The organism is Methylobacterium sp. E-041, assembly GCF_022829665.1.
In the GTDB taxonomy this organism is placed as follows: Bacteria; Pseudomonadota; Alphaproteobacteria; order Rhizobiales; family Beijerinckiaceae; genus Methylobacterium.
On sequence record NZ_JAKSYQ010000253.1, the window covers coordinates 20013 to 36955 of the forward strand.

The 16943-nt window shown below is 71.1% G+C and carries 18 protein-coding genes; 9 read left to right on the top strand and 9 right to left on the bottom strand.

Annotated elements, in window-relative coordinates; genetic code table 11:
- Window positions 1-40: 40 nt before the first annotated feature.
- The 5 genes from MKK70_RS23170 to lepA all read right to left on the bottom strand — a co-directional run bounded on the left by MKK70_RS23170 (window position 41) and on the right by lepA (window position 5552).
- On the bottom strand, window positions 41-1060 hold the full coding sequence (locus tag MKK70_RS23170) for an NADP-dependent oxidoreductase (RefSeq protein WP_243950202.1): 1020 nt from the start codon (window positions 1058-1060) through the stop codon (window positions 41-43).
- Window positions 1061-1132: 72 nt separating this feature from the next.
- On the bottom strand, window positions 1133-2866 hold the full coding sequence (gene poxB, locus MKK70_RS23175; protein ID WP_147842985.1) for a ubiquinone-dependent pyruvate dehydrogenase: 1734 nt from the start codon (window positions 2864-2866) through the stop codon (window positions 1133-1135).
- A 133-nt stretch (window positions 2867-2999) separates the two neighbouring features.
- On the bottom strand, window positions 3000-3305 hold the full coding sequence (locus MKK70_RS23180; protein ID WP_243950204.1) for a DUF86 domain-containing protein: 306 nt from the start codon (window positions 3303-3305) through the stop codon (window positions 3000-3002).
- 41 nt (window positions 3306-3346) lie between these two features.
- Window positions 3347-3640 carry a nucleotidyltransferase family protein gene (locus MKK70_RS23185; RefSeq protein ID WP_243934410.1) on the bottom strand — a complete coding sequence of 98 codons (294 nt, stop codon included), beginning with the start codon at window positions 3638-3640 and terminating at the stop codon, window positions 3347-3349.
- Window positions 3641-3746: 106 nt separating this feature from the next.
- Window positions 3747-5552 carry a translation elongation factor 4 gene (gene lepA / locus MKK70_RS23190; protein ID WP_243950207.1) on the bottom strand — a complete coding sequence of 602 codons (1806 nt, stop codon included), beginning with the start codon at window positions 5550-5552 and terminating at the stop codon, window positions 3747-3749.
- A gap of 271 nt (window positions 5553-5823) precedes the next feature.
- Between lepA and MKK70_RS23195 the strand changes: the two genes are divergently transcribed.
- Window positions 5824-6087 carry a hypothetical protein gene (locus tag MKK70_RS23195; RefSeq protein WP_243950209.1) on the top strand — a complete coding sequence of 88 codons (264 nt, stop codon included), beginning with the start codon at window positions 5824-5826 and terminating at the stop codon, window positions 6085-6087.
- Window positions 6088-6146: 59 nt separating this feature from the next.
- Here the strand turns inward: MKK70_RS23195 and MKK70_RS23200 are convergent, their stop codons facing one another.
- On the bottom strand, window positions 6147-6944 hold the full coding sequence (locus tag MKK70_RS23200) for a HugZ family protein (RefSeq protein ID WP_243950212.1): 798 nt from the start codon (window positions 6942-6944) through the stop codon (window positions 6147-6149).
- Between the two features lie 302 nt (window positions 6945-7246).
- Here MKK70_RS23200 and MKK70_RS23205 point away from each other — a divergent pair, with 302 nt between their 5' ends.
- The 5 genes from MKK70_RS23205 (at window position 7247) to MKK70_RS23225 (ending at window position 11301) form a co-directional block, all read left to right on the top strand.
- Complete coding sequence (locus MKK70_RS23205; RefSeq protein WP_147728688.1) at window positions 7247-7957, top strand: response regulator transcription factor; 711 nt, start codon at window positions 7247-7249, stop codon at window positions 7955-7957.
- A gap of 20 nt (window positions 7958-7977) precedes the next feature.
- A complete protein-coding gene (locus MKK70_RS23210; protein WP_409568317.1) occupies window positions 7978-9783 on the top strand; it encodes a stimulus-sensing domain-containing protein in 1806 nt (601 codons plus the stop codon).
- Between the two features lie 8 nt (window positions 9784-9791).
- The gene (locus MKK70_RS23215) at window positions 9792-10328 is read left to right on the top strand and encodes an HPr kinase/phosphorylase (protein WP_243950216.1); all 537 of its coding nucleotides are present in this window, start codon (window positions 9792-9794) and stop codon (window positions 10326-10328) included.
- Window positions 10329-10452: 124 nt separating this feature from the next.
- Complete coding sequence (locus tag MKK70_RS23220; protein ID WP_147728692.1) at window positions 10453-10854, top strand: PTS sugar transporter subunit IIA; 402 nt, start codon at window positions 10453-10455, stop codon at window positions 10852-10854.
- 126 nt (window positions 10855-10980) lie between these two features.
- Entirely contained in the window at window positions 10981-11301 is a 321-nt protein-coding gene (locus MKK70_RS23225) for an HPr family phosphocarrier protein (protein WP_147728691.1), read from the top strand.
- Between the two features lie 4 nt (window positions 11302-11305).
- Here MKK70_RS23225 and MKK70_RS23230 read toward each other — a convergent pair whose 3' ends face one another.
- From MKK70_RS23230 to MKK70_RS23240, 3 genes are all read right to left on the bottom strand, one after another.
- Window positions 11306-12196: a hypothetical protein gene (locus MKK70_RS23230; RefSeq protein ID WP_243950218.1), complete on the bottom strand. Its 891-nt coding sequence runs from the start codon at window positions 12194-12196 to the stop codon at window positions 11306-11308.
- A 107-nt stretch (window positions 12197-12303) separates the two neighbouring features.
- Window positions 12304-13374, bottom strand: a complete 1071-nt coding sequence (locus tag MKK70_RS23235) for a CobW family GTP-binding protein (RefSeq protein WP_147727789.1) — start codon at window positions 13372-13374, stop codon at window positions 12304-12306.
- A 48-nt stretch (window positions 13375-13422) separates the two neighbouring features.
- Window positions 13423-14937: a D-alanyl-D-alanine carboxypeptidase family protein gene (locus tag MKK70_RS23240; RefSeq protein ID WP_243950220.1), complete on the bottom strand. Its 1515-nt coding sequence runs from the start codon at window positions 14935-14937 to the stop codon at window positions 13423-13425.
- Between the two features lie 252 nt (window positions 14938-15189).
- Between MKK70_RS23240 and queE the strand changes: the two genes are divergently transcribed.
- The 3 genes from queE to MKK70_RS23255 all read left to right on the top strand — a co-directional run.
- Entirely contained in the window at window positions 15190-15822 is a 633-nt protein-coding gene (gene queE / locus MKK70_RS23245; RefSeq protein WP_243950222.1) for a 7-carboxy-7-deazaguanine synthase, read from the top strand.
- 255 nt (window positions 15823-16077) lie between these two features.
- Window positions 16078-16629 (top strand): dTDP-4-dehydrorhamnose 3,5-epimerase, encoded by a 552-nt coding sequence (gene rfbC / locus MKK70_RS23250; RefSeq protein WP_243934421.1) that lies wholly within the window; start codon window positions 16078-16080, stop codon window positions 16627-16629.
- A 47-nt stretch (window positions 16630-16676) separates the two neighbouring features.
- Window positions 16677-16943: NAD-dependent epimerase/dehydratase family protein (locus MKK70_RS23255; protein WP_243950111.1), on the top strand; the 267-nt coding region annotated here is incomplete at its 3' end.

The following is a 16943-nucleotide window of genomic DNA, read 5'->3' on the forward strand; positions in this document are numbered from 1 at the left end:
GATTCCCCCGGCCGTCCGCGTCGGCCGTTTGCCGACGCCCTCAGGCGCCGACCTCGACCAGCAGCTTGCCGAAGTTGCCGCCGGTGTAGAGGCTGTCGAGGTGCTCGAGCGCCCGCTCGAGGCCCGGCCGGACGTCCTGCCGGGTCTTGATCCGGCCTTCCGCCATCCAGCCGCCGAGCGCCTGCACCGCCTCGTCCCAGCGCGCGGCGTAGTCGGTGACGATGAAGCCCTGCACCGTGAGCCGGCGCATCAGCATCTGCCGCCACGCCGCGGACGCCGCTGGCCCCGGGCGCTCCGCGGTGTCGTTGTAGGAGGCGATCAGGCCGCACAGCGGCATCCGCCCGAACAGGCGCATCCGGGCGAACACCGCGTCGGAGACCGCCCCGCCGACCTGCTCGAAGTTGATGTCGACGCCGTCGGGCGCCAGCGCGTCGAGACGGGCGCCGACATCCTCGTTGCGGTAGTCGATCGCGGCGTCGAACCCGAGCTCGTCGACGACGAACCGGCACTTGTCCGGGCCGCCGGCGATGCCGATCACCCGGCAGCCCTTGATCTTGCCGATCTGCCCGACGATCTGGCCGACGCCGCCGGCGGCGGCCGAGACCACCAGGGTCTCGCCGGCCTTGGGGCGGCCGATGTCGAGCAGGCCGAAATACGCCGTCGGGCCGACGAGGCCGAACACGCCGAAGCCCACCGAGAGCGGCACGCCCGGCGGCAGGGCCAGGGGCTGCAGGCCCTGGCCGTCGGTGACCATGTGGTCGGCCCAGGCGCCCATCCCGGCATAGAGCGCGCCGACCTCGACCCCGTCCTTCCGGCTCTCGACCACCCGGCCGGCGACGAGGCCCCGCATCGGCTCGCCGAGGCCGACCGGCGGCATGTACTGCTCGGCATCGCTCATCCAGATCCGGTTCGTCGGATCGAGCGACAGGTACAGGACCTGCAGCAGGAACTGCCCGGGCTGCAGCTCGGGCAGCGCCTCCGAGCCGTAGGCGAGGTCGCCCTCGGCGATCGTGCCGACAGGTCGGCGCGCGAGGCGCCAGATGTTCCGCTGCCGGGCCATGCGCGCCCTCCCGTATGTCTCGAACGCGCCATGCGCGCGCCGCGGCGCGCCCTGGAACGATTTCAATCCGGTCTATCGAATCAGGTTGGTCTTGGCGAGGTCGAGGACCGCGTCACCGCGTCCGCTCATCACCGCGCGCAGCATGTAGAGGCTGAAGCCCTTGACCTGCTGCCCGTCGATCTTGGGCGGGATCGACAGCTCGTTGCGCGCCACCGCCACGTCGAGCAGCGACGGGCCGTCGAAGGCCAGGAACTCGCGGATCGCGCCTTCCAGCTCGCCCGGATCCTCGACGCGGATCGCGAAGATGCCGGCCGCCCGCGACATCGCGGCAAAGTCGGGGTTGTCTAGCGCGACGCCGGTCTCGAGGTAGCCCGCGGCCTTCATCTCCATCTCGACGAAGCCGAGCGAGCCGTTGTTGAACACCACCACCTTCAGCGGCAGCCGATGCTGGCGCAGCGTCAGGAAGTCGCCCATCAGCATGCTGAAGCCGCCGTCGCCGCACAGCGCGATCACCTCGCGCCGGGGCGAGGCGGCCTGGACGCCGATGCCCTGCACCATGGCGTTGGCCATCGAGCCGTGCACCCAGGAGCCGATGAGCCGGCGCCGGCCGTTCATCTTGAGGTAGCGCGCCGCCCAGATGGTCGGGGTGCCGACGTCGGCGGTGAACACCGCGTCGTCGGCGGCCGCCTCGCTTAAGAGACGGGTGAGGTGCTGCGGGTGGATCGGCTTGCGCCCGGGCTTGCCCTCCGCCAGCTCGTCGAGGCCGGCGCGCGCCTTGGCGTAGTGCTTGAGGCTGCCGTCGAGCCAGGCGCGGTCGGTCTTGACTGCAAGCTTCGGCAGCAGCGCCTGGATCGTGGCGCCGACGTCGCCGACGAGGCCGAGGTCGAGCCGGCAGCGGCGCCCCAGCTCCTCCGGGCGCAGGTCCACCTGCGCCACCTTCGCGTCGGCCGGGTAGAACTGCTTGTAGGGAAAGCCGGTGCCGAGCATCAACAGGGTCTCGCAGCCGTGCATGGCCGCGTAGCCGGACGAGAACCCGATCAGCCCGGTCATGCCGACGTCGTAGGGGTTGTCGTACTCGACGTATTCCTTGCCGCCGAGCGCGTGGACGATCGGGCTCTTCAGGGCCTCGGCCAGCTGCAGCAGCTCGGCATGCGCGCCCGCGCAGCCCCGGCCGCAGAGCAGCGTGATCTTCTTCGCGCCGTTGAGGAGCGCAGCGAGCGCGTCCAGGTCGGCCTCGGCCGGCCGCACCACGGGCTTCGGGGGCACGAGGCCGGCCTTCGTCGCGACCGCGCGGGCCGGCGCGTCCTTGAGCGCGACGTCGCCGGGAATGACGACGACCGCGACGCCGCGCTGCCCGATCGCGGCGCGCATCGCGTTCTCCAGCACGTAGGGAAGCTGGGCGGGGTCGGAGACCTGCTCGCAGTAGTGGCTGCAGCCGCGGAACAGCTCGGTCGGGTGCGTCTCCTGGAAGTAGCCCGAGCCGATCTCGGCCGACGGGATGTGCGCCACGATCGCCAGGACGGGCGTGCGCGAGCGGTGGCAATCGTAGAGGCCGTTGATGAGGTGGACGTGGCCGGGGCCGCACGAGCCGGCGCAGACCGCGAGCTCGCCGGTGATCTGGCTCTCGGCGCCGGCGGCGAAGGCCCCGGATTCCTCGTGGCGGACGTGGATCCACGCGATCACGCCGCGGGCCCGGATCGCCTCGGTGATCGCGTTCAGGCTGTCGCCGACGACCCCGTAGATGCGCCGGACGCCGGCCTCCTGCAGGGTCTCGACGACGTGGTCGGCGACGGTGGTGATCCGCATCGGTTCGGCTCCGGTTTTCGGAGGGCGAACCTTTTGCGGTGCAGCGCGGTTCCGGCTCGTGGATCGGGGCCGGTGACGGATGCCACGTTCGCCACGACGTCGCGCCGATGGCGGGCGTCGCGCGCAGCGCCGCTCAGCCAGCCGACGCCTCGCTCAGGATCGCCGCGATGATCGGGCGAAGCTTGGGAAGCGACACCGTCGCGATCTTCCAAAGGATGAGGTCGTCGATGCGATTGTACTCGTGCCGAAGCTTGTTGCCGACGGCTGCGATCTCGGACCACGGTACGGACGGAAAGCGTGTCTTCGCATCCGGCGGCACGTGCCGGCTCGCTTCCGATACGATCTCGACACATCGTTCGACGGCGAGGCGCATCACCAAGTCCATGCGATAATCGGCCAACGTTCGTCCCGCGACGATGTCCGCCGCCGCGTCGATCATCGTCAGGATGTCCGTGAGGCGCGCAATCGCCGACCGCTTCATCACAGGACCTGGATGGCCTCGCGTTCGATCTCGGCCCGCAATTGAGGATGCAGCCCTTCCCGCGTCGTCAGGTCGACCCGGCAGCCGAGGGCTTGAGCCAGGTAGGCCTCCGTCCTGAACAATTCGACGAAGCCGAACCGTTCGTATTGCGGGTCGACGAACAGGTCGACGTCGCTGTCGAGGCCGGCCTCGTCACGGGCGACGGAGCCGAAAAGGTAGAGCGCGAGTATGCCGGCCTCCTGAAGATGCCCCGCCCGCTCAGTCAGTCTGGCGATCACTTCGCTGCGCTGCATCGCGTATCACCGTCACCCGGCACGAAGGCCGCGCCGCTGGTACAGCGCGTGAGTCGCCGCACCGATTCCGTCACACGGCCCAGTGAACCCCAGGGCGCCGAAAAGCTCAATCGTCCATCTTCAGCGCGGCGATGAACGCCTCCTGCGGGATCTCGACGCGCCCGAACTGGCGCATCTTCTTCTTGCCTTCCTTCTGCTTGTCCAGGAGCTTGCGCTTGCGCGAGATGTCGCCGCCGTAGCACTTGGCGGTCACGTCCTTGGACAGCGCCTTGATCGTCTCGCGGGCGATGATCTTGCCGCCGAGCGCCGCCTGGACCGGGATCTGGAACAGGTGGCGCGGGATCAGCTCCTTCAGCTTCTCGCACATGGCGCGGCCGCGATGCTCGGCGCGGGAGCGGTGGACCAGCATCGAGAGGGCGTCGACCGGCTCGGCGTTGACGAGGATCGACATCTTGACGAGGTCGCCCTCGCGATAGTCGGAGATGTGGTAGTCGAACGACGCGTAGCCCTTCGAGATCGACTTGAGGCGGTCGTAGAAGTCGAACACCACCTCGTTCAGCGGCAGGTCGTAGACGACCATGGCACGCTTGCCCACGTAGTTGAGGTCGACCTGCGTGCCGCGGCGGTCCTGGCACAGCTTGAGCACGCCGCCGAGGTAGTCGTCCGGCGTGAGGATGGTGGCGCGGATCCACGGCTCCTCGATCGCCGTGATCTTCATCACGTCCGGCATGTCGGCCGGGTTGTGCAGCTCCTTCACCGTGCCGTCGGTCATCTGAAGGTGGTAGACGACGGAGGGCGCGGTCGAGATCAGGTCGAGGTTGAACTCGCGTTCCAGGCGCTCCTGGATGATCTCGAGGTGCAGGAGCCCGAGGAAGCCGCAGCGGAAGCCGAAGCCGAGCGCGGCGGAGGTCTCCATCTCGTAGGAGAACGACGCGTCGTTGAGCCGGAGCTTGCTCATGGCGCTGCGCAGGGTCTCGAACTCGGCCGCGTCGACGGGGAACAGCCCGCAGAACACCACCGACTGCACGTCCTTGAAGCCCGGCAGCATCTCCTTGCACGGGCGCTTGTCCTCCGTGAGCGTGTCGCCGACGCGGGTGTCGGCGACCTCCTTGATCGAGCCGGTGAAGAAGCCGACCTCGCCCGGCCCGAGCTCGCCGATGTCGGCCATCTTCGGCCGGAACACGCCGATCTTGTCGACGCCGTGCACCGCGTCGGCCCGCATCATGCGGATGTTCATGCCCTTCTTGAGCACGCCGTCGACGATGCGCACCAGCACGACGACGCCGAGGTAGACGTCGTACCAGCTGTCCACCAGCAGCGCCTTGAGGGGCGCGTCGCGGTCGCCCTTGGGCGGCGGCAGGCGCTTGACGATGGCCTCCAGCACCGCCTCGATGTTGAGACCGCTCTTGGCCGAGATCGCGACCGCTTCCGAGGCGTCGATGCCGATCACCTCCTCGATCTGCGCGCGGATGCGCTCCGGCTCGGCGGCCGGCAGGTCGATCTTGTTGAGGACCGGGACGATCTCGTGGTTGGCGTCGAGCGCCTGGTAGACGTTGGCCAGCGTCTGCGCCTCGACGCCCTGGCTCGCATCCACCACCAGCAGCGAGCCCTCGCAGGCGGCGAGCGAGCGCGAGACCTCGTAGGCGAAGTCGACGTGGCCGGGCGTGTCCATCAGGTTGAGGACGTAGTTCTTCCCGTCCTCGGCCTTGTATTCCAGGCGCACGGTCTGCGCCTTGATGGTGATGCCGCGCTCCTTCTCGATGTCCATCGAGTCGAGCATCTGCTCGCTCATGTCGCGCAGCGCCACGGTGCCCGTCGTCTGGATCAGGCGGTCGGCGAGCGTCGACTTGCCGTGGTCGATATGCGCGACGATCGAGAAGTTGCGGATGTTGTCGATCGGCGTAGTCGTCATCGATGCGGATCTCCGGCGCGCGTGCGGCCGGCCGAAGGGCCATCGCTGCGCGCCGTCTGATGTGAGGAGGCGGTGTCGGTCGCCCGCGGGATAGCAGCCGCGGGGGAGAGCGCCAAGCGCGGGCGTCGTCGCGGGGCGAAAGAGGGCGTGCAGACCCGCTCAGCGCCGCGCTCCGCGCCTCGGCCCTTCGGTTTCCGCACGTTCCGCCCTATCTAGAGAGCTTCCCTCCGCGCAATCCCGTGCCTTGGGCTACGAAGCGGAAGGCCCCCGAATGGCTCGCACTCCCCCCAACGGGCGCTCGCCCAGCATCTCGATGTCGGACTTCAACGCGCGGGTGAAGCGCGTGCTGGAAGGCAACGAGGAAGTCACCCGCGGCGCGCCGCGCGCGACGCCCGGCTGGAGCCGCCGCCGCACCCGGCCCTCGCCCGGCGCCGAAGCTCAGCCCGAGCCGGAGGCCGCCGAAGCCGAGACCGTGGACGCCGAGACGGACGGCGACGAGGCCGAGACGGAAAAGCCGGCCGCCGAAGAGGTCTGAGGCCCCTTTCCCCGTCGTCGGCCCGCGCGGCATGCCGGCCGAGCGGGGATGCGTCGGCTTCAGGGCCGCGGCGTCTCGGCCGCCGCCCTTGCTTCGGCGGCCATGACCACGAGGACCTTGCGCAAGGCGCCCATGTCGCGGACCGTGTCCGGGAACGTCACCCGCGCGGTCCGGTCGCCGGCCAGCAGGTCCATGCCATCCGGGTCGAGCCCGGTGAGGCGCCACGCAGCCGTTCCCTCCGAGGCCGCGTAGAGCGCCAGCGCGTCGGCGTGGTCGGCGTTCATGTGCTCGATCGCGCCGCGCTCGCCGGCCACGATCGCCTCCGCGCCGGCGAGATCCAGAAGCAGCTCGGCCCGCGTCAGCGTCGCTGCCTTGGCGAAGCCGCCGTTGAGGTGGCCCGCCGTCGGCGCGATCGCGAAGAACCCGAAATCGGGGAAGTCGGCGTAGAGCGCGGCCTTCGGGTGCCGGGCAAGGAAGCGGGCCCGCGCGCGCGGCTCGTCGGTCCGCAGGCCCCGCCCGACGACGGTCAGCCGCGGGTGGGCGAGCGGATCGCCCTTGCCGCTGGCCGAGAACAGCAGCGAGCAGCGCGGGTCGGCGAGCAGATTGCGGGTGTGGGCCGAGAGCTGCGACAGCAGCATCAGCGGCGTGCCGTCGACGTCGGTGGCGATGGTCACCAGCGAGGCGAACGGCGTGCCGTCGGCATCGAGGGTCGCCAGCGCGCCGGAGCGGATGCTGCGCAGCAGGCGCCGCGACAGGCCGATCGCGTCGAACGGGGCCTGGGCCGCCGGAAGCGGCCGCGCCGGCCCGCGCGGCGCGCTCGATTCGGCCCCGCCCACGCTGTCGGATGTCTCTGCCATCGCGCCCGTCGCTCCCCGAAGCGGCGTCGGAAAAACGCCGCGCCCGCCGCATCATAGGGCGAAATCGCGGCCGGCGACGAGGCCGGGGGGACGCGGCGCATCGCCCGGATACGGCCAAGCTACCATGGCCGCTCGCTTTTTTCGAAACTTCGGCTTAAAGCACCAGACCTTCCGCGCGAAACGGACACGGTCATACGACTCGTCGTCGCGTTCGCGTTTTTGCCTGCCCCGTCCGGGGCCGGAGGCGGCGACGCAGGCCCTCGTCACGCGCCCGCACCGCCCCGATCAGTCAAGGAACGCGCATGCCGACCATCGCCCTCGTCGACGACGACCGCAACATCCTCACCTCGGTGTCGATCGCCCTGGAGACCGAAGGCTACCGGATCCAGACCTACACCGACGGCGCCTCGGCCCTCGACGGGCTCAAGCACTCGCCGCCCGACCTCGCGATCTTCGACATCAAGATGCCGCGCATGGACGGGATGGAGCTTCTCAGGCGCCTGCGGCAGAAATCGGACCTTCCCGTGATCTTCCTGACCTCGAAGGACGAGGAGATCGACGAGCTGTTCGGCCTCAAGATGGGCGCCGACGACTTCATCCATAAGCCGTTCTCGCAGCGGCTGCTGGTCGAGCGGGTGAAGGCGGTGCTGCGCCGCTTCGCCCCGAAGGACGGCCCGGGCGCCGCCGCCCGCGAGGCGGACGCCGCCGCCCGCTCGCTCGAGCGCGGCTCGCTGATGATGGACCCGGAGCGCCACACCTGCACCTGGAAGGGCGAGCCGGTGACCCTGACGGTGACCGAGTTCCTGATCCTGCAGGCGCTCGCCCACCGTCCGGGCGTCGTGAAGAGCCGCAACGCGCTGATGGACGCGGCCTACGACGACCAGGTCTACGTCGACGACCGCACCATCGACAGCCACATCAAGCGCCTGCGCAAGAAGTTCAAGGTGACCGACACCGCGTTCGACATGATCGAGACGCTCTACGGCGTCGGCTACCGCTTCAAGGAAGGCTGAAGCTCCGCGCCCCGCCCCGAATGCCTCGATCGCTTCTCGAACACCGGACCGTCGTGACGTCGCAGACCGATGAAGAGCCGCGCCGCGGCCCGCTCGCATGGGCGCGGGCCTCCTGGGATGCGATCGGTCAGCGGGCCTCGTCGAGCCTGACCCGCCGCATCGTCGTGCTCAACCTCGTCGGGCTGATCGCGCTGCTCGTCGGGTTCCTATACCTGAACCAGTTCCGGCAGGGGCTGATCCAGGCCCGCGTGCAGAGCCTGGCGATCCAGGGCGACATCATCGCCGGCGCCATCGCCTCCTCCGCCTCGGTCGATACCGGGACGATCCGGATCGACCCCGACAAGCTGCTGCAGCAGCAGGCGGGCGAGGGCAGCAACGCGCCGGACGAGGAATCGCAGCCGCTCGCCTTCTCGCTCAACCCGGAGCAGGTCGCGCCGCTCCTGCGCCGCCTCGTGACCCCGACGGGCAACCGCGCGCGGGTCTACGACAGCGAGGGCGGCCTGCTGTTCGACACGCGCTCGCTGTTCAACCGGCCCGAGGGCGCCGCGGGTGCGCCCCAGATCCGCAAGCGCTCCCTGCTCGAGCGCGCCTTCGAGGTCGCGCAAGCGTGGAGCTTCGGCCTGTTCGGCGAGCGGGTGAAGCCGCAGGAGGAGATCGGGCCGACGAACGGCCATTCCCTGCGCGAGGTCCAGACCGCCCTGAACGGCGCCCGCGGCAGCCTCGTGCGCCGCAACGGGCTCGGCGAGACCACGGTGTCGGTCGCCGTGCCGATCCAGCGCTCGGGGGCGGTGCGCGGCGCGCTGCTGCTCTCGACGCAGGGCGACGCGATCGACCGCGTCATTGCCTCGGAGCGCTTCGGCCTGTTCCAGGTCTTCCTCGTGGCCGCGATGGTGATGGTGGTGCTCTCGATCCTGCTCGCCGGCGCCATCGCCGGCCCGGTGCGGCGGCTGGCGGAAGCCGCCGAGAAGGTGCGCATGGGGATCAAGACCCGCGAGGAGATCCCCGACTTCACCAGCCGCACCGACGAGATCGGCCACCTCTCGGGCGCCCTGCGGGACATGACGCAGGCGCTCTACCGGCGCATCGACGCGATCGAGAGCTTCGCCGCCGACGTCAGCCACGAGCTGAAGAACCCGCTGACCTCCCTGCGCAGCGCGGTCGAGACCCTGCCGCTCGCCCGCAACGACGATTCGCGCAGCCGGCTGATGGCGATCATCCAGCACGACGTGAAGCGCCTCGACCGCCTGATCAGCGACATCGCCGACGCCTCGCGGCTCGACGCCGAGCTCGCCCGCGCCGAGGCGCGCAAGGTCGACCTGCGCAAGCTCCTGACCACGGTGGTCTCGGTCGCCAACGAGCGCAAGCGCCCCAAGGACTGCCTGATCCAGCTCGACGTTGACGCGCCGGCCGGCGACCAGGACACGCCGTTCGCGATCATCGGGCACGACAGCCGCCTCGGGCAGGTGGTGAACAACCTCCTCGACAACGCCCGCTCGTTCTCGCCGACCGAGGCGAAGGTGCGCGTGGCGCTGCGCCGGGTGCGCGGCGACATCGAACTGATCTGCGAGGACGAGGGGCCGGGCATTCCCGAGCACGCCCTCGAGCGGATCTTCGAGCGCTTCTACACCGACCGTCCCGAGCAGGGCTTCGGCCAGAACTCGGGGCTCGGCCTCTCGATCTCCCGCCAGATCGTCCAGGCGCATCGCGGCTCGATCCGCGCCGAGAACCGCCCCGGCCCGGCGGACGAGGACGGCGAGCCGACGGTCCGCGGCGCCCGATTCATCGTGCGGATCCCGGCGGCGCCGCGGCAGTTGTCGGCGGCGTGATCGGGCCGGTGCGCCGCGCATCGCACGATGCGACGGATGCGGAGCGTGCCACCGTGCACGCCACCTGCGTCGTGGTCGGCGAGGCGGGCGTGCTGCTCCGCGGCGAGGCGGGCGCCGGCAAGTCGAGCCTCGCCCTAGCGCTGATGGAGCGGGCCACCCTTCGGGGCGGCTTCGCGGCCCTGGTCGGCGACGACCGGGTGCGCCTCGCGCGGTGCCACGGGCGCGTCGTGGCACGCCCGCATCCCGCCATCGCCGGGCGGATCGAGATCCGCGGCCACGGGATCGTCGCGGTGGAGAGCGTCGAGGCCTGCGTCCTGCGGCTCGTCGTCGACCTCGTCGCCGGCGAGCCGCGCCTGCCCGATGCGCCGGATGGCGAGGCCACGATCCTCGGCATCGCCCTGCCCGCGCTCCGGATCGACCGCGCGGTGCGCGAGGCCGGCCTCGCACCCGGCCTGGTGCTCGCGGAACGGGCATTGGCCGGGCTCAGCGTGTCTTCGCAGTCGCACACGGCGCTTCCCGTCGACCGGACCCGCGCGGCCCCGTAGCGCGGTGCTCACTTGCGTGGCATGATCGCGGCGACGGGCGATCAAAACGTCGCGACTGCCTTGAGCCTGTGCGTGCAATGCACAACATGGCGGACTCGTTCACAGGACACCGGAATACGTGTCGATGATTGGCATGGTGCTCGTCACCCACGGACTGCTCGCGACCGAATTCAGGGCCGCATTGGAGCACGTGGTTGGCCCTCAGAAGCAGATCGAAACCATCACGATCGGTCCGGAAGACGACATGGAGCTTCGGCGGCGGGACATCATGTCGGCGGTCGGCCGGGTGAATACCGGAACCGGCGTCGTCGTGCTGACCGACATGTTCGGCGGCACGCCGTCGAACCTCGCGCTGTCCTGCATGAACGGCGGCGCCGTCGAGGTGGTGGCGGGCATCAACCTGCCGATGCTGATCAAGCTCGCCAGCGTCCGCGATGCGGAATCCCTCGGCGACGCGGTGCTCCACGCCCAGGAAGCCGGCCGCAAGTACATCAACGTCGCCTCGCGCGTTCTCGCCGGCAAATAGTCTTCCCCGTCATCTTGCCGTCCCGACCGCCGACCCGCTACGCACGGTGAGGGCCGCGCCGTGCGCGCGCCGATTCAGGCCGACGCGAATCGCAGCGCGGCGACGGACAGGGAAGCGCGCCGGGGGATGGACGACCTCTTCGAACCCGACGACGAGCCGCCGCCCGTGCCCGACGGCGGCTTCCTGCGGCGCCTGCCGATCATCAACCGACGCGGCCTGCACGCGCGGGCATCCGCCAAGTTCGTCCAGACCGTCGAGCGCTTCGACGCTCAGGTCACGGTGACCCGCGCCGGCGAGACGGTGGGCGGCCGCTCGATCATGGGGCTGCTGACGCTCGGCGCGGCGCAGGGCACCCATGTGATGGTCACCGCCGTCGGAGCCGACGCCGAGCCCTGCCTCGCGGCGATCGAGGCGCTGCTCGCCGACAGGTTCGGCGAGGACGAGTAGCGCGTCACACCCGCGCCGCGCGCCGCCAGACCACGGCGCGGGCGCCCGCGCCGAGGTGGAGCGTGCCGGCGACAAGCTCCCCGGCGCGGCGGGCGAGCTCGATCCGCATCTGCCCGCGGCGGGCGAACAGGCGGGTCACCACCCGCACCATCGACGCCTCCGACGGATCGGCGATGATCGGGCGCGCCGCGTGGCGCGCGTCCAGCGCGAGGAATTCCTCGACCGCGGACGGGATCAGGCCCGGGGCGGACACCTGTTCGACCTCGGCCGCCGCGTCGTCCCCGGCGCGCACGCCGATCACGCAGTCGGCGGGAATGGTCCGGCGCCGGCCCTCATGGGTGGCGGCGAGGACCGGGCGCGGGGCGTCGCCCTGGGTCGGCAGGCGCGTCGGCGCCCCGAGCCGCAGGGGCCAGCGCAGGCCCGCGAGCCGGCCGCGGACCGCGGCCTCGACGGCCTCCGCCCGCGACCCGTCGATCAGGGCGGCCGCGGGGTCCGGGAGGCCCGGCGGCTGCCACAGGTCGGCCCGGCCCCGCCCCCAGATCGGGTGCGGCATCGCCATCGGCATCACCCCGTGGAGCGCCGCGCGGCCGTTGCCGTCCCGGTCCCAGGCCAGGGCGAAGGCGATGGTCCGGCCGCCGGATTGATGGCGGGCGGCGCTCAGCACGTAATCCGGATCGACCCGCGGATCGGTGATCGCGTTGCGCGTCATCAGCGCCCGCCAGGCGGCGACCGCATCGTCGTCGACGGTGCCGGCACGGTGGAGGTCGACGCGCCAGCGCGACGCCGCATGTCCGTTCGAAGCCGCCTCCTCGGACGCCCGCGCGACCGGATGGCCGATCGCCGCCGCGTCGGGGACCGCCTGCCCGCCCTGGATGACCGTGAAGCCGTGCATCATGGCACCTGCGTCCCGCATTCGAGAGGAACCGTCCCACTCTGGAACGTTCGGCACCCCTGGAGGCGCCCTTTGGGGTGCGGGCTTCAAGGATGATGCCGCGGGAGCCGTCAGCCGCCGGGAATGGCAAGCGGGTTGTCGGTAAGCGCCGCCGCATCCGGCGCGTCGATCCGCGGGCGGCCGAGGAAGGCGTCCCAGAGCCGGAGGACGAAGTCCGGGTCGAGGTCGCGGACGATCAGGACGAGGCGCGAGGTGCGGTCGTCGTCGGGCCAGGCCGGCAGGGTGACGGGGGCGTGCACCACGTGCTGGACGCCGTGGACTACCACCGGCCGGTCGGGATCGTCGGCGATCGCGACGAGGCCCTTCAGGCGCAGCAGCTTCGGGCCGTGGCTTCCCCGAAGCAGGTCGAGGAACATCTCGAAGGACGCGCGGGGCACCGGCACGTCGCTCGTCAGCGAGAAGGCGCGGATCGCCGCGTCGTGCCGGTTCACGTCGTGAGCGTGCCCGTCCGCCTCCGGCACGGCTCCGAGCCAGGCCTGCACGTCGGCGGCCTTGCCGTCGAGGCCGAACAGGCCGCCGAGCAGCGTCTCGGCGGGGACGTCGGGCGGATCGATCGGTGCGGCCGGGTTGAGGGCGTGCAGGCGCGCCCGCAGCGAACCGGTGTCGCCGGCCAGATCCGCCTTCGCGAGGACGATCCGGTCGGCCACCGCCACCTGCCGCACCGCCTCCGGGTGGGCGTCGAGCGTGTCGAACCCGTTGACCGCGTCCACCACGGTGACGACGCCTTGCAGCCGGTACCGCATCACGAGGTAGGGGTGGTAGATCAGCGCGTGCAGGATCGGCGCGGGGTCGGCGAGGCCGGTGGTCTCGATCACGACCCGGCGGAACGGCGTGATCCGGCCGTTGTCGCGCTTGCGCAGCAGGTCTTCCAGCGTCGCGATCAGGTCGCCGCGCACGGTGCAGCACAGGCAGCCGGCGCCGAGCAGGACCATGTTCTCGTCGATCGCCTCGATCAGCAGGTGATCGAGGCCGATCTCGCCGAACTCGTTGACGATGACGACCGTGTCGGCGAGCGCCGGATCGCGCAGCATCCGGTTGAGCAGCGTGGTCTTGCCGGCTCCGAGGAAGCCGGTGAGCACGGTGAGCGGGATCGGGTCCGGTCGGCGGGGAGCGTCGGTCATGCCGCCGGCCTAGCGCGGTCGGGCGGCGGGCTCAATCGCGCGCGCCGATCACTCGTCCGCGGATTCGGCCGACTTGGCCGCGTTGGGCTTGGGCTTCGCGCCGGCCTTCGGCTTGGTCTGCACGGATTTGGCCACCGCGGGCTTGCCGCCCTTCTGCGTCACCGCCGTCGCCGGCTTGGCGTGGGTCGGCGGCTTGTGCTTGGCCTCCGGCATGCCGGACACGTCGACCGAGGTGTAGGCGCTGGCCGCGCGGGGCACGGCGCCGGCGATCGCGGCCTTCGCCTTGCCCTGGTCCTTCCCCTGAGCCTTTGCCTGGGTCTTGGCTTCCGCGGCCGCGGCGCGCTTCTGCTTGGCCGCCTCGAGCGCCGCCTCGCGCTTGGCCTTGGCGGCCTCGAGCTTCGCCTCGTGCGTGGCGGCGGCGGCGGCCTTCTCGGCCTCGGCCTGCTCGTTGAGCATGATCTGCCCCTCCGCCGGGTCGCGGCCGATCCAGACCAGGATCGGCTGCAGCGGGGCGCGCGGCGGCAGGGTGCGGTTGCGCGCGGCGGCGCCGTTGAGCGTCGCCAGGGTCAGCGCGGGCGAGGACAGGCCGGCGGCGCCGAGGAACTGCGCGCCGGCGTTGTCGGCGTTTCCGGCGATGGCGCCGGGGCCCTCGTCGATCGGCATCGGCTTCTTGCGGTCGCAGATGTAGGGCCGCATGTCAGGCGGCGCGCCGATGGCGGAAGCGGGCAACGCGTCGAGCGTCTGCGCGGTCCATCCGGCCGACTGGCCGAAGCCGTAATCGAACAGGTCGGCGGCCTTGAGGTCGCGCTCGCGCGCGCTCGGGCTGCCCATCACGATGGTGAGGATGCGCCGGCCGTTGCGGTTGGCGCTGGCGACCACGTTGAAGCCGCCGGCGCAGATGAAGCCGGTCTTCATCCCGTCGACGCCGGCATAGCGCCCGAGCAGGCCGTTGTGGTTGGCCATCACCGAGCGGCCGAACTGGATCGCCGAGATCGAGAACAGGTCGTGCGAGTCGGGGAAGTCGCGCAGCAGCGCGCGGCCGAGCACCGCCATGTCGCGGGCCGAGGTCCATTGCCGGGGGTCGGGCAGGCCGTTCGGGTTGTACCAGCGACTCTCGCGCATGCCGATCCGGCGCGCGGTCTCGTTCATCATGTCGGCGAAGCCGTCGATCGTGCCGCCGAGGGTCTCGCCGATCGCCCAGGCCACGTCGTTGGCCGACTTGACCATGATGATTTTCAGCGCGTTGTCGAGGGTGAGCTGCGTGCCCGGCTTGAAGCCCATCTTGGAGGGCGGCTCGGCGGCGGCGGCGGCCGAGATCGTGATCATCGAGTCGAGCGAGACCTTGCCCTGCCGCACCAGGTCGAGGGCGACGTAGGTGGTCATCAGCTTGGTGATCGAGGCCGGGTACCAGGGGTCGGTCGCGCCTTGCGCGTAGAGCACCTTGCCGGAATCCACCTCCACCACGAGGACGGGTGCGGTCACGGCGTCGGCCGCCTGCGCAGCGAGCAGGCCGGCAAGCGTTGCGAGCCCCAGGGTGAGGCGCCTCAGGAAACGGTTCGACATCGACCCCGACTCAAAGCAGTGGAACGCCGCGCCGGCACCGGGCCCGATGCCGTCCCTCTCGCGGCCGCGAAGGAGGGCCCTGAGAACGTCGGCCGTTCAACGCGGGCACCGTGGCGAGAGCATGGCGGATCTTCGCGCGTCCACCGCCGTGATGTGGCGTTGCGGCACGGGCGCGCCTATGTGCTGTCGCGCGACGATCTTTTCAGGACAGGACGATGCCCCGGCCGTCATCGGCTCGGGCCCGGCGGGACGATGGCGTACGCGGTCAAGGAACTCTTCCACACGCTCCAGGGCGAGGGCGCGCAGGCCGGGCGGGCGGCGGTGTTCTGCCGGTTCGCCGGCTGCAATCTCTGGTCCGGCCGCGAGGCGGACCGGGCCGAGGCGGTCTGCTGGTTCTGCGACACGGCCTTCGTCGGCACCGACGGCGAGGGCGGCGGAAAGTTCGCGACCGCCGACCACCTCGCGGATGCGATCGCACGGACCTGGGAGGGCGGTCCCCACGCGCACTACGTCGTCTTCACCGGCGGAGAGCCGCTGCTGCAGCTCGACCCGGAGCTGATCGCGGCCGTCCACGCCCGCGGCTTCGCGATCGCGGTCGAGACCAACGGGACGCTCGCGGCACCGGAAGGGATCGACTGGATCTGCGTCAGCCCCAAGGCCGGTGCGCCGCTGGTGCAGCGACGCGGCGACGAGCTGAAGCTCGTCTTCCCGCAGGCCGACCTCGCGCCGGAGACGGTCGCCGACCTCGATTTCCACCATCGCTGGCTCCAGCCGATGGACGGGCCGGACCGGATCGCCAACACCGGCGCCGCCGTCGCCTATTGCCGCGCGGATGCCCGCTGGCGGCTCTCGCTCCAGACGCACAAGATGATCGGGATCCCGTGAGCGCGCGCCCGCCGAGCCGATCCGTCGGCGGCCCGATTTCACCGGGCGGTTAACCCCGCGGTCAACTTCTAGTTGTAATTTCAGGCGCGCGCGGATCGTCGCGGTCATGGCCCGGATCCGTCGGTTCCCTCGGATTGCCGAGCCTTGACAACTTCCGGGAATGTTTGGAAGCCCCGTCGCGATGGGCGGGACAGGCGCCGAGGCTCGGTCCGGGGCGGTGTCCGGCGCGAGCGCGGCGCATTCGGGGAGCGTGCGATGGATGTGATCGAGACCCGGGTTCCGGGGGTGATGCGGGTTGTCCCGAAGCGCTTCGGGGACGCGCGCGGGTGGTTCTCGGAGACGTTTCGCGTCGACGCGCTGGCGCGGGCGGGGATCGCCTGCGCCTTCGTGCAGGACAACCAGTCGTTCTCGGCGCCCAAGGGGACGATCCGCGGGCTGCACTTCCAGGTCGCGCCGCAGGCCCAGGCCAAGCTCGTGCGGGTGCTGGCCGGGGCGATCCTCGACGTGGCGGTCGACCTGCGCCGTGATTCCGCCACCTACGGGCAGCATGTGGCCGTCACGCTCGATGCCGAGGGCGGCGAGCAATTGTTCATCCCGCACGGCTTCGCCCACGGCTTCTGCACCCTGACGCCGGACACGATGGTGGCCTACAAGGTCGACGCCTACTACAGCCCGGCCCACGACCGCGCCCTGGTCTGGAACGACCCGGACGTCGGCATCGACTGGCCGGTCCTGGCCGCGGAGGCGATCCTGTCCGACAAGGACCGGGCGGCGCCGCGCCTGTCCGAGCTCGGGCCGGTGTTCTGAAGCCCCGGCGCGCGAGCGCCATCGACGACGTGAAGGAAAGGCCCGACATGCGCATCCTGGTGACCGGCGGCTGCGGCTTCATCGGCTCCGCCCTCGTGCTCCACCTGGTGCGCGACCTCGGCCACGACGTGCTGACGCTGGACGCGCTGACCTACGCGGCCAACCCGGTGTCGCTGGCGCCCCTCGCCGAGGATCCCCGCCACCGCCTGGTCGAGGCCGACATCTGCGACGCCGACGCGGTGCGCGCGGCGTTCGCGGACTTCCGGCCCGACGCGGTGATGCACCTGGCGGCCGAAAGCCACGTCGACCGCTCG

Coding starts and splice junctions, on each gene's coding strand:
- MKK70_RS23235 (WP_147727789.1), bottom strand. CDS start 13,374: ATGACCGACGCTCCCCGCCGACCGGACCCGATCCCGCTCACCGTGCTC.
- MKK70_RS23185 (WP_243934410.1), bottom strand. CDS start 3,640: ATGCAGCGCAGCGAAGTGATCGCCAGACTGACTGAGCGGGCGGGGCAT.
- MKK70_RS23195 (WP_243950209.1), top strand. CDS start 5,824: ATGGCTCGCACTCCCCCCAACGGGCGCTCGCCCAGCATCTCGATGTCG.
- lepA (WP_243950207.1), bottom strand. CDS start 5,552: ATGACGACTACGCCGATCGACAACATCCGCAACTTCTCGATCGTCGCG.
- poxB (WP_147842985.1), bottom strand. CDS start 2,866: ATGCGGATCACCACCGTCGCCGACCACGTCGTCGAGACCCTGCAGGAG.
- MKK70_RS23230 (WP_243950218.1), bottom strand. CDS start 12,196: ATGATGCACGGCTTCACGGTCATCCAGGGCGGGCAGGCGGTCCCCGAC.
- MKK70_RS23180 (WP_243950204.1), bottom strand. CDS start 3,305: ATGATCGACGCGGCGGCGGACATCGTCGCGGGACGAACGTTGGCCGAT.
- MKK70_RS23210 (WP_409568317.1), top strand. CDS start 7,978: ATGCCTCGATCGCTTCTCGAACACCGGACCGTCGTGACGTCGCAGACC.
- MKK70_RS23220 (WP_147728692.1), top strand. CDS start 10,453: ATGATTGGCATGGTGCTCGTCACCCACGGACTGCTCGCGACCGAATTC.
- MKK70_RS23170 (WP_243950202.1), bottom strand. CDS start 1,060: ATGGCCCGGCAGCGGAACATCTGGCGCCTCGCGCGCCGACCTGTCGGC.
- queE (WP_243950222.1), top strand. CDS start 15,190: ATGGCGTACGCGGTCAAGGAACTCTTCCACACGCTCCAGGGCGAGGGC.
- MKK70_RS23225 (WP_147728691.1), top strand. CDS start 10,981: ATGGACGACCTCTTCGAACCCGACGACGAGCCGCCGCCCGTGCCCGAC.
- MKK70_RS23205 (WP_147728688.1), top strand. CDS start 7,247: ATGCCGACCATCGCCCTCGTCGACGACGACCGCAACATCCTCACCTCG.
- MKK70_RS23200 (WP_243950212.1), bottom strand. CDS start 6,944: ATGGCAGAGACATCCGACAGCGTGGGCGGGGCCGAATCGAGCGCGCCG.
- rfbC (WP_243934421.1), top strand. CDS start 16,078: ATGGATGTGATCGAGACCCGGGTTCCGGGGGTGATGCGGGTTGTCCCG.
- MKK70_RS23240 (WP_243950220.1), bottom strand. CDS start 14,937: ATGTCGAACCGTTTCCTGAGGCGCCTCACCCTGGGGCTCGCAACGCTT.